The 20,780-nt window shown below is 53.9% G+C and carries 17 protein-coding genes; 7 read left to right on the top strand and 10 right to left on the bottom strand.

Annotated elements, in window-relative coordinates; genetic code table 11:
• Positions 1-145: 145 nt before the first annotated feature.
• From M2394_RS23355 to M2394_RS23345, 3 genes are all read right to left on the bottom strand, one after another.
• Positions 146-2,389 (bottom strand): ATP-binding protein, encoded by a 2,244-nt coding sequence (locus M2394_RS23355; RefSeq protein WP_259174722.1) that lies wholly within the window; start codon positions 2,387-2,389, stop codon positions 146-148.
• On the bottom strand, positions 2,386-3,000 hold the full coding sequence (locus tag M2394_RS23350) for a biliverdin-producing heme oxygenase (protein ID WP_259174721.1): 615 nt from the start codon (positions 2,998-3,000) through the stop codon (positions 2,386-2,388). The genes M2394_RS23355 and M2394_RS23350 overlap by 4 nt, the downstream gene beginning before the upstream one ends.
• A gap of 196 nt (positions 3,001-3,196) precedes the next feature.
• Positions 3,197-3,577 (bottom strand): response regulator, encoded by a 381-nt coding sequence (locus M2394_RS23345; RefSeq protein WP_178925988.1) that lies wholly within the window; start codon positions 3,575-3,577, stop codon positions 3,197-3,199.
• A gap of 312 nt (positions 3,578-3,889) precedes the next feature.
• Here M2394_RS23345 and M2394_RS23340 point away from each other — a divergent pair, with 312 nt between their 5' ends.
• Complete coding sequence (locus tag M2394_RS23340; RefSeq protein WP_178925987.1) at positions 3,890-4,264, top strand: cytochrome c family protein; 375 nt, start codon at positions 3,890-3,892, stop codon at positions 4,262-4,264.
• A 229-nt stretch (positions 4,265-4,493) separates the two neighbouring features.
• Entirely contained in the window at positions 4,494-5,066 is a 573-nt protein-coding gene (locus tag M2394_RS23335) for a hypothetical protein (protein WP_178925986.1), read from the top strand.
• A gap of 194 nt (positions 5,067-5,260) precedes the next feature.
• On the opposite strand, the gene M2394_RS23330 is transcribed toward M2394_RS23335, so the two are convergent.
• From M2394_RS23330 to M2394_RS23310, 5 genes are all read right to left on the bottom strand, one after another.
• Entirely contained in the window at positions 5,261-5,542 is a 282-nt protein-coding gene (locus M2394_RS23330) for a cloacin immunity family protein (protein WP_259174720.1), read from the bottom strand.
• 58 nt (positions 5,543-5,600) lie between these two features.
• Complete coding sequence (locus M2394_RS23325) at positions 5,601-6,224, bottom strand: DUF3916 domain-containing protein (protein ID WP_259174719.1); 624 nt, start codon at positions 6,222-6,224, stop codon at positions 5,601-5,603.
• 24 nt (positions 6,225-6,248) lie between these two features.
• The gene (locus M2394_RS23320) at positions 6,249-6,494 is read right to left on the bottom strand and encodes a cloacin immunity family protein (protein ID WP_259174718.1); all 246 of its coding nucleotides are present in this window, start codon (positions 6,492-6,494) and stop codon (positions 6,249-6,251) included.
• Between the two features lie 19 nt (positions 6,495-6,513).
• Positions 6,514-7,668: an S-type pyocin domain-containing protein gene (locus M2394_RS23315; protein WP_259174717.1), complete on the bottom strand. Its 1,155-nt coding sequence runs from the start codon at positions 7,666-7,668 to the stop codon at positions 6,514-6,516.
• A gap of 147 nt (positions 7,669-7,815) precedes the next feature.
• Positions 7,816-8,187: a PH domain-containing protein gene (locus tag M2394_RS23310; RefSeq protein WP_176997007.1), complete on the bottom strand. Its 372-nt coding sequence runs from the start codon at positions 8,185-8,187 to the stop codon at positions 7,816-7,818.
• A gap of 126 nt (positions 8,188-8,313) precedes the next feature.
• Between M2394_RS23310 and M2394_RS23305 the strand changes: the two genes are divergently transcribed.
• A complete protein-coding gene (locus M2394_RS23305) occupies positions 8,314-8,949 on the top strand; it encodes a LysE family translocator (RefSeq protein ID WP_259174715.1) in 636 nt (211 codons plus the stop codon).
• Between the two features lie 8 nt (positions 8,950-8,957).
• On the opposite strand, the gene M2394_RS23300 is transcribed toward M2394_RS23305, so the two are convergent.
• Positions 8,958-9,287: a hypothetical protein gene (locus M2394_RS23300; protein WP_259174714.1), complete on the bottom strand. Its 330-nt coding sequence runs from the start codon at positions 9,285-9,287 to the stop codon at positions 8,958-8,960.
• Positions 9,288-9,455: 168 nt separating this feature from the next.
• Between M2394_RS23300 and M2394_RS23295 the strand changes: the two genes are divergently transcribed.
• From M2394_RS23295 to M2394_RS23285, 3 genes are all read left to right on the top strand, one after another.
• Complete coding sequence (locus tag M2394_RS23295; protein ID WP_259174713.1) at positions 9,456-9,992, top strand: sigma-70 family RNA polymerase sigma factor; 537 nt, start codon at positions 9,456-9,458, stop codon at positions 9,990-9,992.
• Entirely contained in the window at positions 9,989-10,954 is a 966-nt protein-coding gene (locus tag M2394_RS23290) for a FecR domain-containing protein (RefSeq protein ID WP_259174712.1), read from the top strand. Before M2394_RS23295 ends, M2394_RS23290 begins: the two co-directional genes overlap by 4 nt.
• Positions 10,955-11,044: 90 nt before the next feature.
• A complete protein-coding gene (locus M2394_RS23285; protein ID WP_259174711.1) occupies positions 11,045-13,453 on the top strand; it encodes a TonB-dependent siderophore receptor in 2,409 nt (802 codons plus the stop codon).
• A 363-nt stretch (positions 13,454-13,816) separates the two neighbouring features.
• Here the strand turns inward: M2394_RS23285 and M2394_RS23280 are convergent, their stop codons facing one another.
• On the bottom strand, positions 13,817-14,827 hold the full coding sequence (locus tag M2394_RS23280; protein ID WP_259174710.1) for a hypothetical protein: 1,011 nt from the start codon (positions 14,825-14,827) through the stop codon (positions 13,817-13,819).
• Positions 14,828-16,580: 1,753 nt separating this feature from the next.
• Between M2394_RS23280 and M2394_RS23275 the strand changes: the two genes are divergently transcribed.
• Entirely contained in the window at positions 16,581-20,393 is a 3,813-nt protein-coding gene (locus M2394_RS23275; protein WP_259174709.1) for an SIR2 family protein, read from the top strand.
• The last annotated feature ends 387 nt before the right edge of the window (positions 20,394-20,780 follow it).

Genomic DNA, 20,780 nt, shown 5'->3' with positions numbered 1-20,780 from the left:
TTTTTTATAAAAAGTTAAGGGTTTGTGGGTTTTTTAATTAACTGTCGCTTAATCGCATCAGTGTTCAGGTGCGCGAATAAATACAAAGTATTTATCCGGTAAGAGGGAAGGCCGGGGCAGCAAGGCTGCCCGGCAGGGTGATCAATTATCGGTGTACGTCGTCTGTCACTTTAGGCACGGTGAACCGGAACTCGCTGCCACGACCCACTTCACTTTCAGCAACAATCTTGCCGCCATGGGCCTGGACGATGCCTTGAGTGATGTACAGCCCAAGGCCGCTGCCGGTCGGGTTGTTTTCGGTCTGTGTCCAATAGCGGTCAAACACGTGAGGCAGTTGTTCCGGTGCAATCCCTTCGCCGGAGTCGCGCACCGAAAACACAATTTCCTCGCCATTGCTCATGGCGCTGATGCCGATATTGCCTTGGCGCGGAGTGAACTTGATGGCGTTGCCGATCAGGTTCGACAGCACCTGGAACAAGCGCTCCGGGTCGGCGTTGATCTGCAGGCCGGGCTCGGTGTTGAACGACAGGTCGATGCCTTTCTCCATCGCCAACGGCGCCAGCAGTGAATAAGCTTCTTCAAAGATCTGGCTGACATCCAGGGGCACCGGCTTGACCACATAGCGCCCTGCTTCGATTTTCGAGGTGTCGAGCAAATCTTCCAGCAGCACGTTCATGCGCCCAGCCGCCTGTTGCATGGTGTCGATGGCCGAGGAAATCCGCCGCGAGGTGTGCGGGCCATCGGAGCTGAAGGCTTTTTGCATCATGCCGCACAGCATCGAGATCACGGTCATCGGGTTGCGCAGGTCGTGGGACACCACCGCCACCAGCTCATCACGAGCGCGTACCGCCTGTTGCTCGCGCAGTACCTGACGGGCCAGGTCGTTTTCCAGGGCGGAGCGACGCAGGTCGTTGGCAGCAAAGCGGTCGCCGTGGCTCCACTTGGTGGAGATGCCGGCCATTTCCACTTTCCAGATTTCAAACGACGTGCGTGGGCGAAGGCGCAAACCCGCGTCGGAATTTTCCAGGTCCAGCGGTTTGCTCGGGTCGCCACTCCAGTTGATGTTCTCTTTGACTTCCGGGCGGAACCACAGCACACCGTTATCCACCGGCTTGGGCAGGCTCATGGCCAATACGCCACTGGCGACTTGCTGATACTCGGCGGCAGGCGGGTACACCGACGCCAGGTTGTGGCTGGAAAACACCGGCTCGCCGGTCTCGATCAGCCACTTGTGCAGGGCGCGGATCTGCGCCGGCTCCGGGCAATTGCCGTAGCGATGCAGTTGCTTGTCTTCGATGATCGCCACACCGCCGGACAGGGTCAGGTCCATCAACACTTGCGGCTGTTGGGCGAGGCCGTCGAAGACGTTTTCTTCGCTGGCCTTCATCGCCTGCTCCAGCAATGCCAGGGCCTCGACCTTCTCTTCACGCTGACGGCTCAGGTCCAGTGCTTCCATGGCGCTGATCTGCAACGACAGCACCTGGCCGATGGTCTGGCAGGCCGTGCGCAGCTCATTGGGTACCAGCAACGGTTCGCGATTGCCGCAACTGATCAGGCCCCAGAGCTTATCGCCCTTCATCAGGGAAATGCTCATGGAGGACAGCACGCCCATGTTCTGCATGTACTGGCAGTGAATCGGCGACACGCTGCGCAGGGTGGCGAAACTCAGGTCCAGCGGCTGGCCGGTGTCCGGGCGCAGCTTGGGCAGCAGCGGCACCGGCTCATAGGCGGCATTCGGAATGATGCGCAGCCAATTGGTACGGTACAGCTCGCGGGCTTGTTCCGGGATGTCGGACGCGGGGAAGAACAACCCGTTGAACAGCTCCATGGACGGCGCCGACGCTTCGGCAATGACCTGGCCGTGACCTTCCTCTTCGAAGCGGTAGATCAGCACCCGGTCATAACCGGTCATGGCCTGGATTTCGTTCACACTGATTTCGTACAACGCTTGCAGGGTTTTCGCCGACTGCAGACGCTGCAACATTTTGCCCAGGTCACTGGTGCGACCGTTCAGCGCTCGTGGTTTGAAGTCTTCAATCCGCGGTTCGAACTCCAGCACCAGCACGTTCTGATGGCGATGCAGCAGGCCTTCGAACGACGCGCCGTTGAGGGTGACATGCAGGGGCGGTGCATCGAAAAACGTGTTGTTTTCCGCCATGGATTGCACGGCGTTGACGTGCTCGGCGCCCAACAAGGTGTGCAGAGGCTTGCCCAGCAGCGCCTCGGGCATGTGGCCGAACAAGGTGCCAACGTTGGCACTGACCTGGATGATATCCAGGCCGGGTTCCGACAAGGTCAGCAGCACGCCGTGGGGTTGGATAGCCCCTGGGAAACGGATGGGCTCGTCGGCGCAGTTGGCAAGCAGCTCTTCAAAATCTTCGGGTTTCATAGCAGTACCTCCTGGCGGTCGAGCCATTGCTCAAAGCCGCTGAATGTCGAACGGGCAGCCTCTACCGCGTGCTGTTTGGCGGGTGCATCCAGTGGCAGGCGGCCCAGGTAATCGAGAAAGTCTTTCCAGCGCCGTCCGGTCTCGGCGCCATAAACATTGAGAAACGCTCCACCGTTGTCTGCATCCAGGCCCAGGCGCCGGGCCATTTCCCGGCGCAACACTTGGCCGCCCAGCGTCGCGCCTTCGAGCACATACAGGGCGCCGAGGCAGGCAGCGGGGGTGTCAAAAATGGGCAGTGCGTTGCAGCGAGGCAAGGCGTCGAGGGTGCTGTCATCCAGACCGAGTGCGTGAAGGTCTTTCGCCAGTGTAGGTGTTTTCACACGCATCACTGTATCGAACCCCTCGGGGATCAATCCACTTTCATACAGTGCTGTTTCCATTGGACGGTAAAAACCGTAATACGCCTGGAGCAGGCGCCGATACCAGTCGGTATCCAAGCGCTCGGAGAAGAACGGCAGGCGCTTTTCCAACGCCACATGCAACAGGGCAGTGCCTGTGCGCAGTGTTTCCAGCAGTGAGGGCGCACCGACGTCATGGGCCTGTGAATGCATGCAATGAGCTCGAACAGTGGGCCTTGCGGCCATGAATGACGCGTGAAAATGGGCGACGATTCTACACAACTCATTGCCGTCGGCTGTACGCACAAGGCGAAAAGCCTGACCAGCGGATCAGAAAAGTCGCTCCTTGCTCTATTGAATGACCACAAGCTCCCTTACCAAGTTCGCTTTAAGTGATATCGCAAGGCTATCAATGCATGGACAATCCTTGCTGAGTCAATGCCGTTTGCACACATTCAAGCAGATGCTCGGCGCTCCAGGGCTTGGGCAGGAAGCGCACGCTGCTGCCCAGTTGCGCTGCCAGCTTGGTATTGCCAGATGTCAGCACTACCGGCACCGAAGGCCAGCGATGGGCTACTACCCGACTCAAGTCATAACCGTTGAGCAAACCCGGCATCTGGATATCGCTGACAATCAGGTCCACCGGGTCATCGGCCCGCTCCAGGAAAATCATCCCTTCATCCGCCGAAGGAAAGGAAGTGACATGGGCACCAAACTCCTCCAGCACGTCCACCATCAACGAGCGAATGATCTCGTCGTCTTCCAACACTAAAATCGATGGCTGAGCCATGATCCTTACTCCACCATCAGGGTTCAAATGGGTGGAGTGGGGCAGGCCTCAATAGGTTCGATTGGATATGTGCTAAACGATGGATGGTTGCTCAAACACGCAGGCTTGCGCGGTTGCCTAGTGTTGTTGCAGTGCACAAGGCTCTCCCACCGCCAAATCTGATGCCTGGGGCAGCTTGTAGTGAGCGGGCTTGCCCCGCGCTGCGGAGTGTCAGGTACATCGTGCTTATCTGACACACCACCGCGCGGGGCAAGCCCGCTCACTACAAGCGATATTGGGCATAATGGACGGTACCTTGATGTGGAGTTTTCCATGAAACGTGTCGCCTTATTGACCCTTGCCATGATCCTCAGCGCACCGGCTTTCGCCGCGGGCGATGCCGAAGCCGGTGGCAAGCTCTTCACCAAGACCTGCGGCGGTTGCCATAGCATCGGCGAAGGCGCGCGCGGCGGTTTCGGGCCGCAGCTCAACGGCATCATCGACCGCCCGGCCGGCACCACCACCGACTATCAATATTCCGACGCGATGAAGAACTCCGGCGTGGTCTGGACTCGCGATAAACTCGCCGCCTACATTGAGGCGCCAAAGAAAGTCGTCAGCGGCACGCGCATGATTTTCTGGGGCATCAGCGATCAGGAAAAAATCCAGGACATCCTGGCGTACCTCGAGACGTTCCAGCCGAAGTGATCACTGGCGCCTATCCGCCTTGCTGAAGTGCTACCGCTCCCGCACAGATTGAGCGGTGTCGAGCGTGACACCGGGCAAATCTGGGAGTGGAGGGCGCCTGGGTACGCCTGCCAAACCACAATGCCCGCACCGCTATTTTCTTGAGCCTCAGCCGCTGTTCGTTCCCGTGGGGAACAAACTGTTTAAACTCGGGTCCAGTCATCACTCTCATCCCGATAAGGACATCCCCATGAAGCGCGTCGCGCTGCTCTCCCTCGCCCTGGCCCTGGGCGCCTGCCACTCCAACCAACGCGACTCTTCGCCCAGCCTGCTCAAGGACGGCGTGCAATTCCGCCAGAAAACTGTAGCTGTGGATGCCGAGCACGCCAAAGTCATCATGAAGGCCAGCGGCGGCACCAACCCCGTCGAGTTCGCCATCCGCCGTGAAGGTGACCCCGACCAACGCCTGGAAACCCTTGGCACCGTGATGGACACGGGGGAAGGCAAGGTCTTTAACTGGATCGCCAAACTCAACCAGACCGTCGCCAGCGCCGGGTTCAAGCGTTTTCCACAGTTGGAGGTTCAGGCCGATCCGGGCAAGCAACTCACCGTGTCCAGCTCGGCGAGAAGCCAGGGCAATGGCGCGTATTACAGCTGTGGGCCGGTGATGAGCACATTCAGCCCGGAGAAGGCGAAGGTGTACCTGGTGGAGTTCCAGTTCAGAAGCAACCGCGCGGCGTGTGCGCAGCAGGTGTTTGATATTACCGATCCGGCGAATCGGGTGTTGATTGGGGGAGAGGGGAGTGAGGCGAAGGAGGGGTAAGCAGGCTTGATTGAACGGTGGGCATTGCCCACCGTTTGCGCGCTGAAGGTTGTGCGAATACCACCCCGTTGAAGGTGTGGGTGTAGCCGTCGTAAAAGGGGTTCATCTGCTCGGGCGTCAGACGCGGATTGACCTTTTGCAGCAGGCCGGCTGAGCGGTAGAGGAGGGGCTTTTGTGGTGTAGGTTTCATTGCATCAAGACGCCTTCTTAGGTTGCTTTGGAGCTGGCGGCCAGGCGCCCTGGTAGCGGAAGGAAATTTGGTAGTCGAGCTTGTTGGGTTCAATCATGTGCTGGATATACGGTTGAATAATCGTTATCCAGTTAGGCAGTACGTTGAATACGTCGGCGTATAACGCGGTCTCTTCGCCTAGACCCAATGCTTCAAAAACACTGTCTGGATCTTCGATATCCGATGAGTACTCAGCTGCCTTCAAGTCATTGCTTTGTTTTTCGTACCATCGCAATCTGATCTTCATCACCTTTTTGGAGGCCTCTCTCTATCGTCAATGACGACAGTTCTGGTGACGGCGCGGGTTAAACGGACGGGCCGAACAGGTGCGGATGCTGCGCTTGGAAGGACCTGAAGGTTTGATACTTCCAACGTTCTCCGCCTGGGTCTTCATCGTTCGTACTGACTTCGCCGAAGTACCAATGCTCTGACTCGAAGACGTTTCCTTTTTCGTCCTCATGAACGAAGTGAAAGCCAACCTCGTGAAGCCCTGGCGGAACGGTCAGGCCCCATTCGCAGGCGAGGCTTCGGCCGGTGATGCGGGCTTGGCGGAAGTGTTCGTAGTCAAAGGGTTGAGTGTGGCCGAGGTGGCGTGCTTTGTCGGTGTAGACACAGACACGGCTAGAGAACATGTCCGGGACCATGATGCAGGCGACAACCCAGCATTCAGGGTCATTGTCTGATCGTGCTTCAAGCAAATGGCCTGCAACTTTGATCAATTGTTGAGCGCAGTGCGCCAGAATCTCCGACGTGGTTTGTTTGCCTTCAACAAGATTTTCGATAACTGGGATTCTTATATTCACGAAGTCAGGTCGTGGCGGTAACTCTTCGTAAAAGCAGCCTTCGAAGTTGTCTGCCCAGCGGGTCAGGGCTCTGAGGTGCCTGGGAATGTTTCGGAGCTTTTTGTCTGTCAGTGACAGTCTGCGCATGAAGCTGAACCCTCTACGTCTGTGTTATTCGTTCGCATCTTCGTAATCAAATGCGATGAAGTAATCGCTTTCTGAAAGAGCGATTCCGTGAGAGAAGTGCACCTGTACCCGCGATAACCACTCGCGACGCAGCTCAAACATACCGTTGTTGACGTCCTTATCTATCGATAGCCCAAGCTTGGAAATCACGGAGTAGTCGTCTCCCAAATCCGCTGAGTCCTCCGTCCCGCTTAGACGCTCGGTGGTTCTGTCGAACCATTCCAGTCTCACTTTTAATCCCACGTGTCCCTCACAGATATTTTTTGATGTTTCGCTTTTTCTTCGGCCCTTCTAACTGCTCGCCGGTTATGTGATTGAACGCACCTATATGGCTTCCATCACTTGCTAGATAAATTTCCAATTCTCCATGCTGGGAATCCCACTCATAGATTCTCCTGCCTTTCTCTTCAATCCAGCGCTCTCTCAGGCCGGCACCTCCTCGTCTGGGAGTCATTGGTTTTGCTTTTATCAGGTTTTCAAAACCAGTTATTTGTTTAGTATTCGGCGCCTTGTGGTACTTGTGATCCCCAGCCTTAACACTCACCACCACATACAGCGGCCGAACCCCCGACTCCACCGGGAACACCAGAATAAAATCCCGATACTCCGGCGGATAAATCGGGTTCACCAGAATCTGCGCAGCCTTCTCCGTCGGCGGATAAATCCACATCACTGGCGCTTGTGGCGCAGCCTCCAAGGCCGGAATACCCATCTTGTCGCTCGGGTCAACCGCAGGCGTCCAGATCAGTTCAACACCCTCACCCAAATCCGCCACAAACTCATCGCCACGGACTTGAAACTGCACCACATCAATCATTTGCCAATCGGCATGATTGCCTGTGTAAAACCCATACCCCTTGAGCGTGCCATCCTCACGCTGCTCAACCTGCAACCGCATCTGCGAACGCGCCCGCTGCATCGAACGCAACTGCTCTTCGGTGTAAAGCGCGCTGTCCCCCAACTCTGATGGCCAGACCAACGCGACCAACCCCGTCAGTAGCCCTCCGGCCACAGTGCCTGCCGCCGCGACTGCCGTCTCCAAAGCGACCGAATGTAACGCCAACTGCCCCAAGCCAACAGGCAGTGCACTGCCGCTGATCTTGCGCAGAGCAACCACGCCCTGGCTGTCCACCTCGCGCCCGCCCAACAGGCTGAAATGGCCGTAGTCCTTGATCAGTTCCAGCGGCACATACCCCGTCGGATCGCTGTAACGAATGATGCCGTCGGGCAGTTGGCAGGGTTTGGTGAAGGTGCAGCCGGGAGGTTTGGCGGGGGGCGGTTTTGAGGGGGGAGCGGGGATGAAAGAATCGATCACCGGCGAATAGGGGACACGCGATGGTTGCGGGGTCAGGATGCGCTGTTTGAGCAGTTCTTCTTCGGTGGGAGGGTAAAAGCGCTCTGACATGACCGGCTCACTTCCTTGTGTGGGGGAGTGAGCCTACGAGGGCGGAAGTGAGGGTTGATATTGGCTTTGTTCGATGGTGCCCGTGGGAAAAGTCAGCGGGTTTGTAATCGCGGAAATGTTGTGAGGGTGTCGTTTTTTACCTGCCGATCAGCCCAGCAGATGCTTGGAAATCAACCGCGAGATTTCCACAATCGAGGTCTTCCCGGTGAATTCAAACTTCACTTTCCCGAGCGAAGAAAAGTAGATCTCCAACTCCGAATCCAGATCAAACGTCCCAGCCGTTTCCACCGAATACGCCACGATGTTCTTGTACGGCAACGACGTGAAGTCCTTCTTGCTGCCGGTAATCCCCTGCACGTTGACCGCGATGATGCGTTTGGTGGTAAAGACCACGCCATCGCGCATGGCTTTGTAGGCGTCGACCACTTCTTCGCCGTCCAGCAGCAGCGCCGAGACGCGTTCGGCGTATTCGTTGTTTTGCTTGAGTTTGAAAAAGCCTTTGTTGTTGAAGTCGATCATGTGCCTGTCCTTGTGTGTATGCCGTTTTGCTCACGGATCTGTATCTAACACGGGCATTTCGAACACCCTACCATGGCGGCCAACCTGACAACCTTGGCCAGATGTTTAGAAAAGCGGAGCCCCATCATGCCTGAACTGTCCAGCTGGCTAGCCTATGCGCTGATCTCTCTCGGCATGGTGCTCACCCCCGGCCCGAACATGATTTACCTCATTTCCCGCTCGATCTGCCAGGGGCGCACGGCCGGGTTGATCTCGTTGGGCGGCGTGGCGTTGGGGTTTCTGGTTTACATGCTGTGTGCGGCGCTGGGGATCACGGCGCTGGTGATGGCGGTGCCGTTTGCCTACGACGCCCTGCGCTTTGGCGGTGCGTTGTATCTGCTCTACATGGCCTGGCAGGCCGTGAAGCCGGGCGGGCGTTCACCGTTTCAGGTACGGGACCTGCCTCAAGACAGCCCGCGCAAGCTGTTCACCATGGGCCTGGTGACCAACCTGCTGAACCCCAAGGTAGCGGTGATGTATCTGTCGTTGCTGCCTCAATTCATCGACCCGAATGGCCATGGCAGTGTGCTGATGCAATCGTTGGTGCTGGGCTTCACGCAGATTTTTATCAGCGTGAGCGTCAACGCGATGATCGCCACCATGGCCGGTTCTATCGCGGTGTTTTTCGTCACCCGGCCGGGCTGGCAAGTGGTGCAGCGCTGGTTGATGGGTTCGGTGTTGATGGGGTTGGCGGTGCGGATGGCGGTGGAAGGACGACGCTGAGTCGCGCTTCACAGGATGGCTTTCAGATAGTCCTTGAGCGTGTTGAGCGGGGCATTGAGTGCTTCGAGTGTTGACGCTTGGCGCACGTCCACCGCAAGCCGTTGCAGCTCTCGCCCCATCACGGTATCGGCGCCGCCCAGGGACTTGAGTGCCAGTGTCAGGCACTCATCAACCTTGAGTTGAATAGCCGCCAGATCCCCCTGCCGCACCAACAACCCAAACACCTCGCGGTCATACCCCACCATCACCGGGTCATCGCGCAAAATCGGGCTGCCGCCGTCCGTCTCGTGCACCAGTTTCAGTGCAAAGAGCGCCACCGCTTCCAGCGTCAATTCCATGGTTTCGGTTCCTCGGCGTCTTTTGGGAGGGCGATGATCCCTGTTCTGTAGCGGAAAAAAAAGACCTCGTGCTTCACGCTGTCCGCCGCAATGCCGTTGCTTTTGCTCGTTGTGGTGGCCAGTTTTTCTCATTACCATTGGGAACAATTCTTATTCGTAGGGCTGTGTATGCCCCCGCTTCCCGAGCCCGGCACCGTATCTTTGAGCATCAGTAGCCTGTATTGCGCCCATCACGGCTGGATTCAACGCTGGCTGGCGCGAAAACTCGGCAATGTCAGTGATGCCGCCGAGCTGGCTCATGATGTGTTTGTCAGGTTGTTGAGCCACCCGCGTGAGTTTGGCAGCGAAGGGCATGCGCGTGCGTACCTCAGCACCTTGTCGCGCAACGTGTGTGTGGATTTCTTCCGACGCAAGCACGTGGAGCAGGCCTGGCTTGAGGTGTTGGCGAGCCGGCCTGAAGCGTGCGCGCCTTCGGAAGAGCACCGGGCATTGGTGCTGGAGGCCCTGGTGCATTTGCAGGCGATGCTTGATCGCTTGCCGACCAAGGTGTCCGAGGCATTCTGCCTGGCCCAGATCGAGGGCTTGAGCTATCGCGAGATCGCGTTACGGATTGGCGTGAGCGAGCGCACCGTTACCAAATACATCGGCCAAGCCATGTTCCAGTGCATGGTGCTGGAGGCTGAGTTGGACGGTGCCTTGGCATGAGCACCAACCCCGGTGGCCTCGATCACGCCACTTTGCAACAGGCCGCCGACTGGTTCGCCCGCTTGAGTGCCGAACCCAACGCGTTGCCGCTGCATGAGGCCTGGCGCCAATGGCATGCCCACAGTGAAGTCAACCGTCTGGCCTGGAGCTATGTCGCACGTGTGGGGCAACGCTTTGCACCGTTGCAGGACGATGCCGTGAGTGCCAACAAGACGTTGGAGAGTTTGCGGCAGTCCCAGCGTTCGCGGCGCCAGGTGTTGCGTGGGTTGTCGGTGGTCTTGGGCGGTACGCTGTTGGGGTGGGCCGGTTGGCAGCAGCGTTGGGTGGCGGGGGCTTGGAACGCGGATTTCCATACGAGCACCACGGTGTTGGGCGAGCAGTTGTTGGCCGACGGAACGCGCATTTGGCTCAACAGCGGCACGGCGTTGGATGTGAAATTCAGCGCCGGTCGGCGCGAGTTGAAACTCTACAGCGGCGAAATCCTGATCAATACCGGTAAGGACGGCCGCCCCTTCGTGGTGGATACGCCGCAGGGCCGCGTGCGTCCGCTCGGCACACGCTTCAGCGTGCGTGAACAGGAGGGGCACACGCTGCTCAATGTATTTGAGGGCAGCGTGGAGGCCAGCTGCGGTGACACGGATCAACGCCGCATCATACCGGCGGGGCAGGGCGTTCTATTTGACCGTCAGCACCTGGGCGCAACGCAACGTGCGCAACCTGGGCGTGAGGCTTGGGCAAAAGGTGTGCTGATGGCGAACGATATGCGCCTGGGGGACTTTATCGGCGAACTGGCCAGCTATCGCCATGGCCATCTGGGCATCGACCCGCAGGTCGCCAACCTTCGGGTGATGGGCACGTATCCCCTGCAAGACACCGATCAGGTACTGGCGATGCTGGAGCAGGTCTTGCCCGTGCGCATCGAGCGGCGCTTCGCCTGGTGGACCACGGTGGTTCCGCGCTGATTTTTTTGCATCGTGTGCTTCCGGTTTTGGTTGCTCATTCGAATTAGTGAAGGACAACGGCTTGATGCCTCCTTCGACCGGAACCGTTTTATGTCCTCATTCCTGCGTAACTCACCACAACCTTTGGCGCTGGCTATCGCGTTTGCCTTGGCCATTCCCACCAGCCTGAGCATGGCGCCACGGGCGGCAGCCGCCGAGCAGGCCAGCGTGCAGACCTACGATCTGCCGGCCGGCGCCCTGGCTGACCAACTCAACCGGCTCGCCGCCCAGGCCGGCATCTACCTGGCAGGCAATGCCGCGCTGACCGCTGGCAAGACCGGCCCGGCATTGCGCGGCAGCTACACGGTCGACCAGGCACTGCAAACGCTATTGGCAGGCAGTGAGCTGACGGTGGTGCAGACCGGCGAGGGGCGCTATCAATTGCAGCCGGGTGCAGGCGGCGCGTTGCAACTGAGTACGGTGTCGATCTCCGGCATGGCGCCGGGTTCGACCACTGAAGGCACCGGCTTGTACACCACGTACTCGTCCAGCAGTTCGACGCGGCTGAACCTGACTCAAAAAGAAACCCCGCAGTCGCTCACGGTCATCACCCGTCAGCGCCTCGACGACCAGAAGCTCACCAACCTCACCGAAGTGCTGGAAGCCACGCCGGGCATCACCGTGCTGCGCGTCGGTGTAGGCGCGGAGAACGATACGTACTGGTCCCGTGGTTTCCAGATCAACAACTTCGAGATCGACGGCGTACCCACCTCGGCGCGCCTGGACAACACCACGCAAAACACCGCCATGTACGACCGTGTTGAAGTGGTGCGCGGCGCCACTGGCCTGATCAGCGGCTCGGGCACGCCCTCGGCGACCATCAACCTGATCCGCAAGCGCCCGACCGCCGAAGCCCAGGCCAGCATCACGGGCGAGGCGGGCAGTTGGGACCGTTATGGCACGGGCTTCGATGTGTCCGGGCCTTTGAACGACAGCGGCAATGTTCGCGGACGCCTGGTGGTGGACTACAAGAAACAGAACTCCTGGGTTGATCGCGTCAACACCGACTCGCAACTGGTGTACGGCATTTCCGAGTTCGACCTGAGCGACGCCACCATGCTCACGGCGGGCTTCAGCTATATCAACAACCAAGTCAACGACCCGCTGCGCACCGGCTTCCAGATGTTCTACAGCAACGGCAACCGCACCCATTTCAGCCGCTCCGCCAACAGCGCACCGGACTGGGCGTACAACGACCGCAAGCAGACCAACGTCTTCACCTCCATCGAGCATCAGTTCGACAACGGTTGGAGCGGCAAGGTGGAAGTCAGCCACACCCAGAACCAGTTCGATGAACTGATCAACTACATGAATGGCGACATCGATCAGGCCACGGGTGCGGGCGCTTATCTGTACCCCAACCGCTGGTCCGGTACACCGCGCCAGAACAACCTTGATGCCTACCTCACCGGACCCTTCAGCCTGCTCGGCCGCGAGCATGAGTTGATCGCCGGCGTCACGATGTCGCGCTACAACGAAAACACCCCGAGCCACGGCGGTTGGTTCGGCTCCTGGACCGGCTACGACGGCACGGTGCCCAACATCTTCAACTGGAACGGCAGCGGCGCCAATCGCCCGGACACCACGCCGGTGGGCAAGACCCACATCGAAGAAAACCAATACGCCGCCTACCTGACCTCGCGCTTTCATGTCACCGACAACACCGCGGTCATCCTCGGCAGCCGCGTCACCAACTGGAAGCGCAACAACGAATCCAGCGTGTACGCTGACCCGACCCAAGACACCGAAAGCAAGGAAACCCGCAACGGCGTTTTCCTGCCCTACGCGGGTATCGTCTACGACCTGAGCGAAACGTGGGCGGTGTACGCCAGCTACACCAAAATCTTCAACCCGCAGGCCTATGGCGTCCACGACGAAAACAACAAAGCCCTCGACCCGCAGGAAGGCACCGGCTATGAAGTTGGGGTGAAAGGCAGCTTCAACGACGACAAACTCAACGCCAGCCTGGCGCTGTTCAAGATCGACCAGGACAACCTCGCGGTGTACGTGCGCGCGCCGGACATCTACCGCCTGGAGCAAGGCACCACCACCCAAGGCGTCGAACTGGAACTCAACGGCGAACTGAGCGAAGGCTGGCAAGCGTCGGCGGGCTATGCGTACAGCGTGAGCACCAACCAGGACGATCAGCGCATTGTCACCACCAGCCCACGGCACAGCCTCAAGACCTTCACCACATACCGCCTGCCAGGTGTGCTCGACAAGATCACCGTGGGCGGTGGCGTGAACTGGCAGAGCAAGACGGGGATGGACCTGCACACGTTCGATCAGGGCAGTTATGCGCTGACCAATTTGATGGCGCGGTATGACATCAGCAAGAATTTGAGTGCGACGTTGAACGTGAACAACGTGTTTGATCGCAGCTACTACGCGTATGCGGATAGTTGGAGTGTTTATGGTGCGCCGCGTAATGTTATGACGAGTTTTAAGTATACGTTTTGAATCGCGCCTGATTCGCTAGACGCCTTGCAGGCCGGTTTGGCGAATGAGGTAGTGTTCAAGCGTGTGTGTAGGTCGGTGAGTTGAGGTTGTGTTTCAAGGTGGAGAGGGCGGTGAGCAGTGATTTCGCTGGCTGCCCACTTATCGACAGGCGAAAAAAAAGACCTTGAATTTCAAGGTCTTTTTTTTAAGATGGTGCCCGAGGGAGACTCGTGCGCTCTATATAATTCGTGCCTTGTAGGGGGATTACATAGTTAGGGATACAGCTAGGGATACACCCAGCATCGCTGCTATCCAATTACAGACTCACCATTTGCAGGATACATACGAGATCTTTCAAATAAAAATTGAGCACCTGACGTACCTTCAGAAACGTTTGTTCCTAACCCTGTAGACGAACGATGCAATTTGGATCGACGGTGCCTTAGCACCCATGCCCTCTGCAATTTTTAGCGCTGCGCCACTTGCCCCTAGTAGAGATCCAGCGATGCTGGGAGTTAGGAGAGACTTGCCTAGCTCTAGCAATGCGCCGCCAGTGACTTTCAGAATCCTCCTTATTTTTTTACTTTCATGAGTGGCTATCGCTCGTTCTAGCTGTAGAACCGCTGCCGAAATTTTAGTGTCAATGAGAATGTCGCACTCTCGGCCCAGCCCGTTGAGATCTCCACCAATATCCGTTTTCTGGTGCAGTAGCCAAACAAGTTCAAGAATTCCAGCCTTGAACTCAAGAAGCTCGTCTTTGAGTTTTTTTCGTGCTTCTAAAATATCCTCAGGATGGTAGGCCTGTAGCTCAGGTAGGGCGAGTCGTTGAAATGTTCGCTGGGCTAGGAAGGCGGAAACCTCAAAAACCCTAGAATTTGATGGCGTTAGCGAAATTTGACTCTGCTTACAGACTATCGGGATAGACGCATCCATCGAAGCGGCTAGAACTGAAGCATCACGCAGCATCGACGACACCGTTCGCTTGGGGCCACCAGTGAGCCCGCCAAGCAATAAACGCGAGAAATCATTCAGCTTGGATTCATCTGTGTCCATAACCACCCTTGTTGTGTCATGGAGTTCTTCGACCCTGAAGGCTATCCCCGGGATCTCTAGCGAGCCACCTCCTGGGAAGGCAGCGACTGCTTCAGAAGGTGAATAAAAAGATATGACCCCTTCAGGTAGAAGTACCTCCAGCATCTCCTCTGCTACTGATCGTGTCGATGACATATTGGAGGCGTCGCGCTTTTCCCAATGGTCGTCAAGATGTTCCGATAGCGTTTTTGAGCCAAACAACAGTACTTCATCGTTCAACAGACAAAGTGTGGTAAGTACGCCCATGTCTTCTATGAAGGGGGCATCACCGTAGATAACGCGGGTTTTACGTTGTGGCTTCATGTAAACGCCGTGCATATGAAAGGAGAAATACGGATTCCATTACCACCTAGGAAGCCACCTGAAGGGGCTAAGTAGACTCTATAGACTCTTAGTGTGAAAGCGATTTTGCGACACTGACACCTAGTGGCCGCGCAGACCATCTGACTTGCCTTTCTATTGCCTGCCTTTCTCATCCGCGACGAAACGTCGGTGGGGACCCTGAGGATTTACTCAGGATACGGGGCATGAAACCCGCGGGACTGCGTTAGCGGCAGCCGTGCCAGCTTACTGAAATTTCAATGTTGAAATTGAAAGGATCTTGAAGAAAAAAGGGCATCGTTACCGTATTGGTAATGGTGCTCGCAGACGGCTCAAACGTTAGGGCAAATGCACAGGTGAACTGGAGTTCACTAAGCTGGGTGACTTTCCGCTAACACGATCCTGCGGGTTCAATGCCCCGTGTCTATTCGAAATGCCCAGGGTCCCCAGCGGCTTTTCGATTCATAGGGCTAATGCTCTGGCGAAGAGAAGTGCACTAAGCTGGGCACCTTTCCGCTGACACGATTTCACGGGTTTCCTACCCCCTTATCCGCTCAAGATATCCAGGGGGGCCGCCATTTTCCGATGATGAGAGCACCATTCACACGCTGGAGGAGGAATCGCCATCGGGGCTAGGGGATACTCTTAAATAACGTGTTACGGGTGTTACGCTCGTTACATATGAATGCATGCTATTGATTATATTGAATTTATCGTCCGTTACACGGTTATATCTTCTTGTTGTGCGTGCGTGTTACGTGCTCATTCGGTGTTACAGCACAGGGAGATCCTTTTGATGGGAGGCAGGAGATGTTATGGGCGGGCGCGTGTCAACTGATGTGGATCAACGCAATTAATTAGGTTGCAGAGTAGGTATGCCATCGGCACCTACGTAATTATATGTAACTAAGGGATACGAGCTAACGAGGGGGAGTCGTATAATTTGGCAAGTTTCATATTGCCCGGCCACTGCACCGCTCAGCAGGACAGCTAGAGGGCTTTTTGTGACTCATCTGCAGCTAATTTTTCACCGGCTTTTTCTCTCATTGAAAACAATGGACGGATGCAGCCCCGTTTACAGTAGGCGATTCAGTTAAATGCAGCGGTCGACGCTCCATTCTCTTGCCTCTCTCAGTGCCAAGGGTTGGGAGGCACTAGCTAGCAAGCGTTATCCAGTACCTGGTAGGTCTGGGAGGCCCACCGTAGCTTCATACAGAGGAGATGTTTAGCCATCGGATCTGCCTAATCTCAAAGCACCTTTACTAAGCCCTACGCTTGGACAAACCCGCGCAGCTAAGTGGCCCCAGTGTGTCTCAGCTCTTCAGAGGGAAGGCTATGGCCCGAGCTTTCGATGTGAAAGGGGGTAGCCTTCGTGGCAGATCTGCTTTTTTCGTTTAAGAATGACCAGAAAAGACGCTTTTATGGCCTCCTAAATCTGTGCGTTGCTAGCGCGCGACTCTCATTGGGTGGGGATCGTAGACGCTGGGATGGCACTCTGCTAGCTTTGTAGTAGTTATATGTAATTCAGTGCATTGTATTCGAATTGAAAAATGATTAAGCGGTTGTATCACTACTAGAGGTAGATGAGGTTTAATTATCTAGTGGCTAATTGCCTGCTTTCGTTTCCTTGACTGAGATTGCTGGATAAGCATAGATGCTCTTACTTGTCGGTTCGTTAGTGGTGGTGACTAGTGTAAGGGTTAATATTTTAGTTTGAGGAACTGGGGAGAGTAGTATGGATAACAATAGTGTGCATTACGATGCCGTTCGCCGAGCTTTGGAAAACGGAAACGCTGCGATTATGGTTGGTGCTGGTTTCAGTAGGAACGCTGAGAACGGTGATCAGTTAGCAATGTGGCATGAAGTTGCAAATGAACTATGGCGAGAATTAAATCCAGATATGGGGGGGTTGGAGAATTCGTCGGCTAGTGTTGTCACTCAGCTCGGTGAACAATATGCTAGGGTCTTTTCCAAGCCGGCTCTAGAGGACTTACTCAAGCGATTAATTCCTGATGAAAGGGTTAGTCCCGGTATATTACATAAAAAACTGCTTACACTTCCTTGGTGTGAAATATTTACTACGAATTATGATACGCTTCTTGAGCGAGCTTCAGAAAACATAGTTGATCATGCTCATTATGTTGTTGCAAGTAGGGAGGATATACCCCAGTCAAAAATGCTAGGACGACGGAGAATTGTTAAACTTCATGGTTCTTTTCCGTCACAACGACCATTTATTTTTACTGAGGAGGATTACCGTCGCTATCCTGATCTCGCAGCACCGTTTGTTAACCTAGTGCGACAGTCGATTCTTGAGAATGTGTTTTGTCTAATCGGGTTTTCTGGCGATGATCCTAACTTTTTGCACTGGATTGGCTGGGTTCGCGATGTTCTGGATCAACACGCTCTACCAATTTATCTTTTTTTAGGTAGTGCTCCTACTTTAGGTCAACAGCGACTGTTAGAGTCACGGCGAGTAACCCCAGTTGTATTGCCTATGATAGATGGGGTTGACGCATCCGAGTACGCTTTACGTTACAGTGAGTTGTTTAGGGTTTTAGGTGAGCCACTTACACAAGATGTAAAAAACTGGGGGAGGAGGTTAAGTATCTCATCAGCTGCTCCAAACATGACGGACACTTTGGAGAAGAAGAGAAAGGCACTAATAAAAGCTTATATTGAAGTTAGAAAGTTTAGGGTTTCCTACCCTGGATGGTTTGTAGCTCCTCATGGTGTAAGGAAAGACTTTTCATCTACCTTGCAACGGTTGCCAAGGTTTATCAACTCAAAAGATATTCAGGAGGATTTTAAAACTCTTTACCCTCACGTAGGTGTTGCAATCCTCGCTGAGTACTCGTGGCATAATGATGTTCTCCTCCGTTGTTTTGACGATCAATTGGCTGAATATGCAATCAAATTGCTGGTGCTGACACATGGAAATCAATATAAATCGGCCCTGAGTGAACACGAAGATTTAAGGTGTTTTGATATTAAATCACAGGCGCAATTTTCTGATAGGTGGAAGGAACTCGGAATAGCGTTGCTGAGGTGGGCTCGCCAAGAACTTAGGCAGGTAGAATATGATGAGTTGTCGGCGCGTTTACTAAAAGCATTTCCGAATGACCTGATGCTGCAAGATGAATTGGTCCATGAGGCTATTTTGTTGGCCCTGTATAGAGGCGATCGTGATATTGCGGGGAAGTTGCTAAACGACTGGGAGGTGAAATCTCCAGATGGATATATGTTTGTTAGAAAAGGGATGTTGCTTGGTGAAGTTGGTGATGTAGCTTCAGGCTTGGTAATTAGCTTGGTGGGATTAAAGAAGCTTAGAAAAAACCAGCGATCTCGCACTAGTTCGATTTCTTATCTTTCTCAAGAGGCTTGGGCTTGTTTGGCGATAGGTTATCTTCAAAAAACACTAAAGTGGTCTATTCGCTTTGGCGGTGGGGGGGAAGACATAAACTTTGATGTGAATGAAGATGAGCTAAATCAACGATTGGCGGATTTAGCTTCAATAGGTCACGATGTAACTCAAGATCTTGACCATTTGACAGCAGATTTAAACGCAGAAACGCCTCCCCCGTCCCAGCCTATCAGTTATACGCCGCTCTTCGAAATTGGACGCTACTCAACAACACGAAACCTTGGAGGTCGTCATTCGTTTGGACCGAAAATAGATGCCGCTTTTGCTTGGCTTTCTTTAAGTGATCGAGTATCTCTTGTCCCACGTGTAGGTGATGTCACTTTTGATATAGGATCTTTCGCCCAGGCCGCATGGTGGGCTCAATATGCAGACTCAATGGAGCGAATATTGAGTGTTATGATTCGTGCGCTCAATAAGAAAATGCTTGATCCAAGAAATCCTAATCAATTATTGCACTCTGCTGGCTGGTTGTCGCGGTATCAAGTTGCACGAACCAAAGAGAAACTGGCGGAAGATATTTGTGAGCGATCTTTAAGCTTAGTAGAACGTATGTTGGATTCGACTTCTGATAATGATGAATTGGTCAGGGTTATTGCCTTTCATCTTGAGATGGTTGGAAGGCTTGTGATTAGAATTAGAAAAGATAAAGTTGTCTTTTCTATTATGGAAAGAGTGATTTCTCTGCATGGTAGTAAAGTTATTTTACGTAATGGGGAAACATGGAAGTGTTTGGCTGATTGTATGTCCAGATGCTTTGAAAGCTTACCACCACATCAGCGTCGGAAGATGTCGTCTGTTATTGCCATGATCCCATTTGCACCTGAAAACCACGCTTTAAAAACTAGGGGCGTGACTGATTGGATTGGGTTTAATAGCTTGAAACGTCAGGAAGATGACTTAGAGTTAAAGATATTGCCTCCCGAAGTCTCTCAGGCGACGGATATCCTTATTCAGTGGCTTAAAACTTCAGATTCTGAAGATTTATCGTTGTTTGCTAAGGCGGGGTTTAGTATTGAATCTTTATGGCAGCGTCTGTTTTGGTTGAAAGAGTGGGGGTTTATTACTAAGGCGCAATTAGATCTAATAAACGATTTTTTAATGGATAAAAAGACCTGGCCCATATTGCCTGGTTATCATTATTGGTCAGCCATTTCTTGGATGTCAAATGAACGAAAGGTAGCAGATCAGGCATTTAAAAAGTGGTTGCTTAGTAAAGAGGTCGCTCGATTTAGGGCTGGCCCAACTGCGTCAGTAGTTGTTGGCACGCGAGTATCTTGGAGTCTCAACTACGCTGATGAGTTTTTATTAAATTGGCACCAGTCACTGATTAGATATAAGTGGGGTGAAAAGGATTTAATTAAAGGCTTTAAAGTAGTCAAGGCATGGTGGGATGAGGAGTGGCCTTTTATTGAGAATGATATTGAAGCTATAACAGATCTTAAGGGGCTGCTTGTTGGGCGCCTTCGAAATTTAGATAGAATAATATCGATATTTATAGATGAGTATGGGGCCGAGAGGTTCTCGAAGTATGAAGATGTATGTACTTGGGCTTCTGACGTTCGTAAAAAAACTAAAGTGTTTGGTGCTGATTTTTTTCGGACTAGAATTGCCTTCGCATATAGCATGTCGAAGAGAACAGATTTGATTGAAGTCGAAAGCGAATTGGTTCGGCAGCTTTTTGGTGCTGACATCCCAGTAGCAAACTATGCTGTAGGCATTATCTATTACTGGGCTCGGCATGATAAAGTTGAAAACCATCCTAGACCGAACGGAATGTTGTACGCTCTAGCAGGGATAATTTCTGCTCGACGGCTACCTGCGCTACCTTGGGCATTGGAAATTATGACTTTTATTGCATCTCTGCGACCGAGTTGGATTGACGAGACTTGCTACAGCTTAATTGAAGTCGGTATGTCTTTAATGCTTGAAGAGCTGAAATATGAAGACCGCCCGGATGCTACAGGTATTCCTGATGATACGGTTCCGACACTCCGCTTGGGCTGTTTAAAACTGGCGCTGGAACTTAGCAAAGGTCTTGCTAAAGGCTGCGATTCTTGTGAGTCGTGGATTAAACAAGCACAAACGGATCCTCTGCCAGAGATGCGTTTTTTGTCGATTTCGTGAGCTGGTGATATTAATTTTTCGAATATGAGTCGGACACACGGTAAGATTTTTGAGGAGGCGTAATGAGAGTGTTTAGAATTTAAACTTCTAAAAGCATGTGGGGGGTGTAATGCATCTCCCGTATGCTATTTATATAAGAAGAATTTATCGTCGTCGCGATCCAGCATGGAACGCTAGGCCTGAGAGTCTTATCACCTTTGATGACATTCGATACATTCTGATGGCAAGGGCGTCCTGCAGAAGTTATATTGATGCTCTCAAAAGGTTTGTTCGAGTGTTTTAACCTTTGCGGATATTAGCCTGTTACGCGTCTAGATTCCGGAATTCTCACCCTTCTCGGAATCTTAATTTTATAAGCGCAATCGGTTTTCTATTAGTTGGCTTTCG

Source organism: Pseudomonas sp. BIGb0164, assembly GCF_024810135.1.
In the GTDB taxonomy this organism is placed as follows: Bacteria; Pseudomonadota; Gammaproteobacteria; order Pseudomonadales; family Pseudomonadaceae; genus Aquipseudomonas.
Note: the sequence above shows the minus strand (reverse complement) of the source record. Positions and strands in the feature narration are given on the sequence as shown.

Bases quoted from the DNA above. Each gene is read 5' to 3' on its own strand.
- M2394_RS23295 (WP_259174713.1), top strand. From the start codon at position 9,456: ATGCCCCCGCTTCCCGAGCCCGGCACCGTATCTTTGAGCATCAGTAGC.
- M2394_RS23330 (WP_259174720.1), bottom strand. From the start codon at position 5,542: ATGAAGATCAGATTGCGATGGTACGAAAAACAAAGCAATGACTTGAAG.
- M2394_RS23355 (WP_259174722.1), bottom strand. From the start codon at position 2,389: ATGAAACCCGAAGATTTTGAAGAGCTGCTTGCCAACTGCGCCGACGAG.
- M2394_RS23315 (WP_259174717.1), bottom strand. From the start codon at position 7,668: ATGTCAGAGCGCTTTTACCCTCCCACCGAAGAAGAACTGCTCAAACAG.
- M2394_RS23275 (WP_259174709.1), top strand. From the start codon at position 16,581: ATGGATAACAATAGTGTGCATTACGATGCCGTTCGCCGAGCTTTGGAA.
- M2394_RS23290 (WP_259174712.1), top strand. From the start codon at position 9,989: ATGAGCACCAACCCCGGTGGCCTCGATCACGCCACTTTGCAACAGGCC.
- M2394_RS23280 (WP_259174710.1), bottom strand. From the start codon at position 14,827: ATGAAGCCACAACGTAAAACCCGCGTTATCTACGGTGATGCCCCCTTC.
- M2394_RS23300 (WP_259174714.1), bottom strand. From the start codon at position 9,287: ATGGAATTGACGCTGGAAGCGGTGGCGCTCTTTGCACTGAAACTGGTG.
- M2394_RS23350 (WP_259174721.1), bottom strand. From the start codon at position 3,000: ATGCATTCACAGGCCCATGACGTCGGTGCGCCCTCACTGCTGGAAACA.
- M2394_RS23340 (WP_178925987.1), top strand. From the start codon at position 3,890: ATGAAACGTGTCGCCTTATTGACCCTTGCCATGATCCTCAGCGCACCG.
- M2394_RS23305 (WP_259174715.1), top strand. From the start codon at position 8,314: ATGCCTGAACTGTCCAGCTGGCTAGCCTATGCGCTGATCTCTCTCGGC.
- M2394_RS23345 (WP_178925988.1), bottom strand. From the start codon at position 3,577: ATGGCTCAGCCATCGATTTTAGTGTTGGAAGACGACGAGATCATTCGC.
- M2394_RS23335 (WP_178925986.1), top strand. From the start codon at position 4,494: ATGAAGCGCGTCGCGCTGCTCTCCCTCGCCCTGGCCCTGGGCGCCTGC.
- M2394_RS23310 (WP_176997007.1), bottom strand. From the start codon at position 8,187: ATGATCGACTTCAACAACAAAGGCTTTTTCAAACTCAAGCAAAACAAC.
- M2394_RS23325 (WP_259174719.1), bottom strand. From the start codon at position 6,224: ATGCGCAGACTGTCACTGACAGACAAAAAGCTCCGAAACATTCCCAGG.
- M2394_RS23285 (WP_259174711.1), top strand. From the start codon at position 11,045: ATGTCCTCATTCCTGCGTAACTCACCACAACCTTTGGCGCTGGCTATC.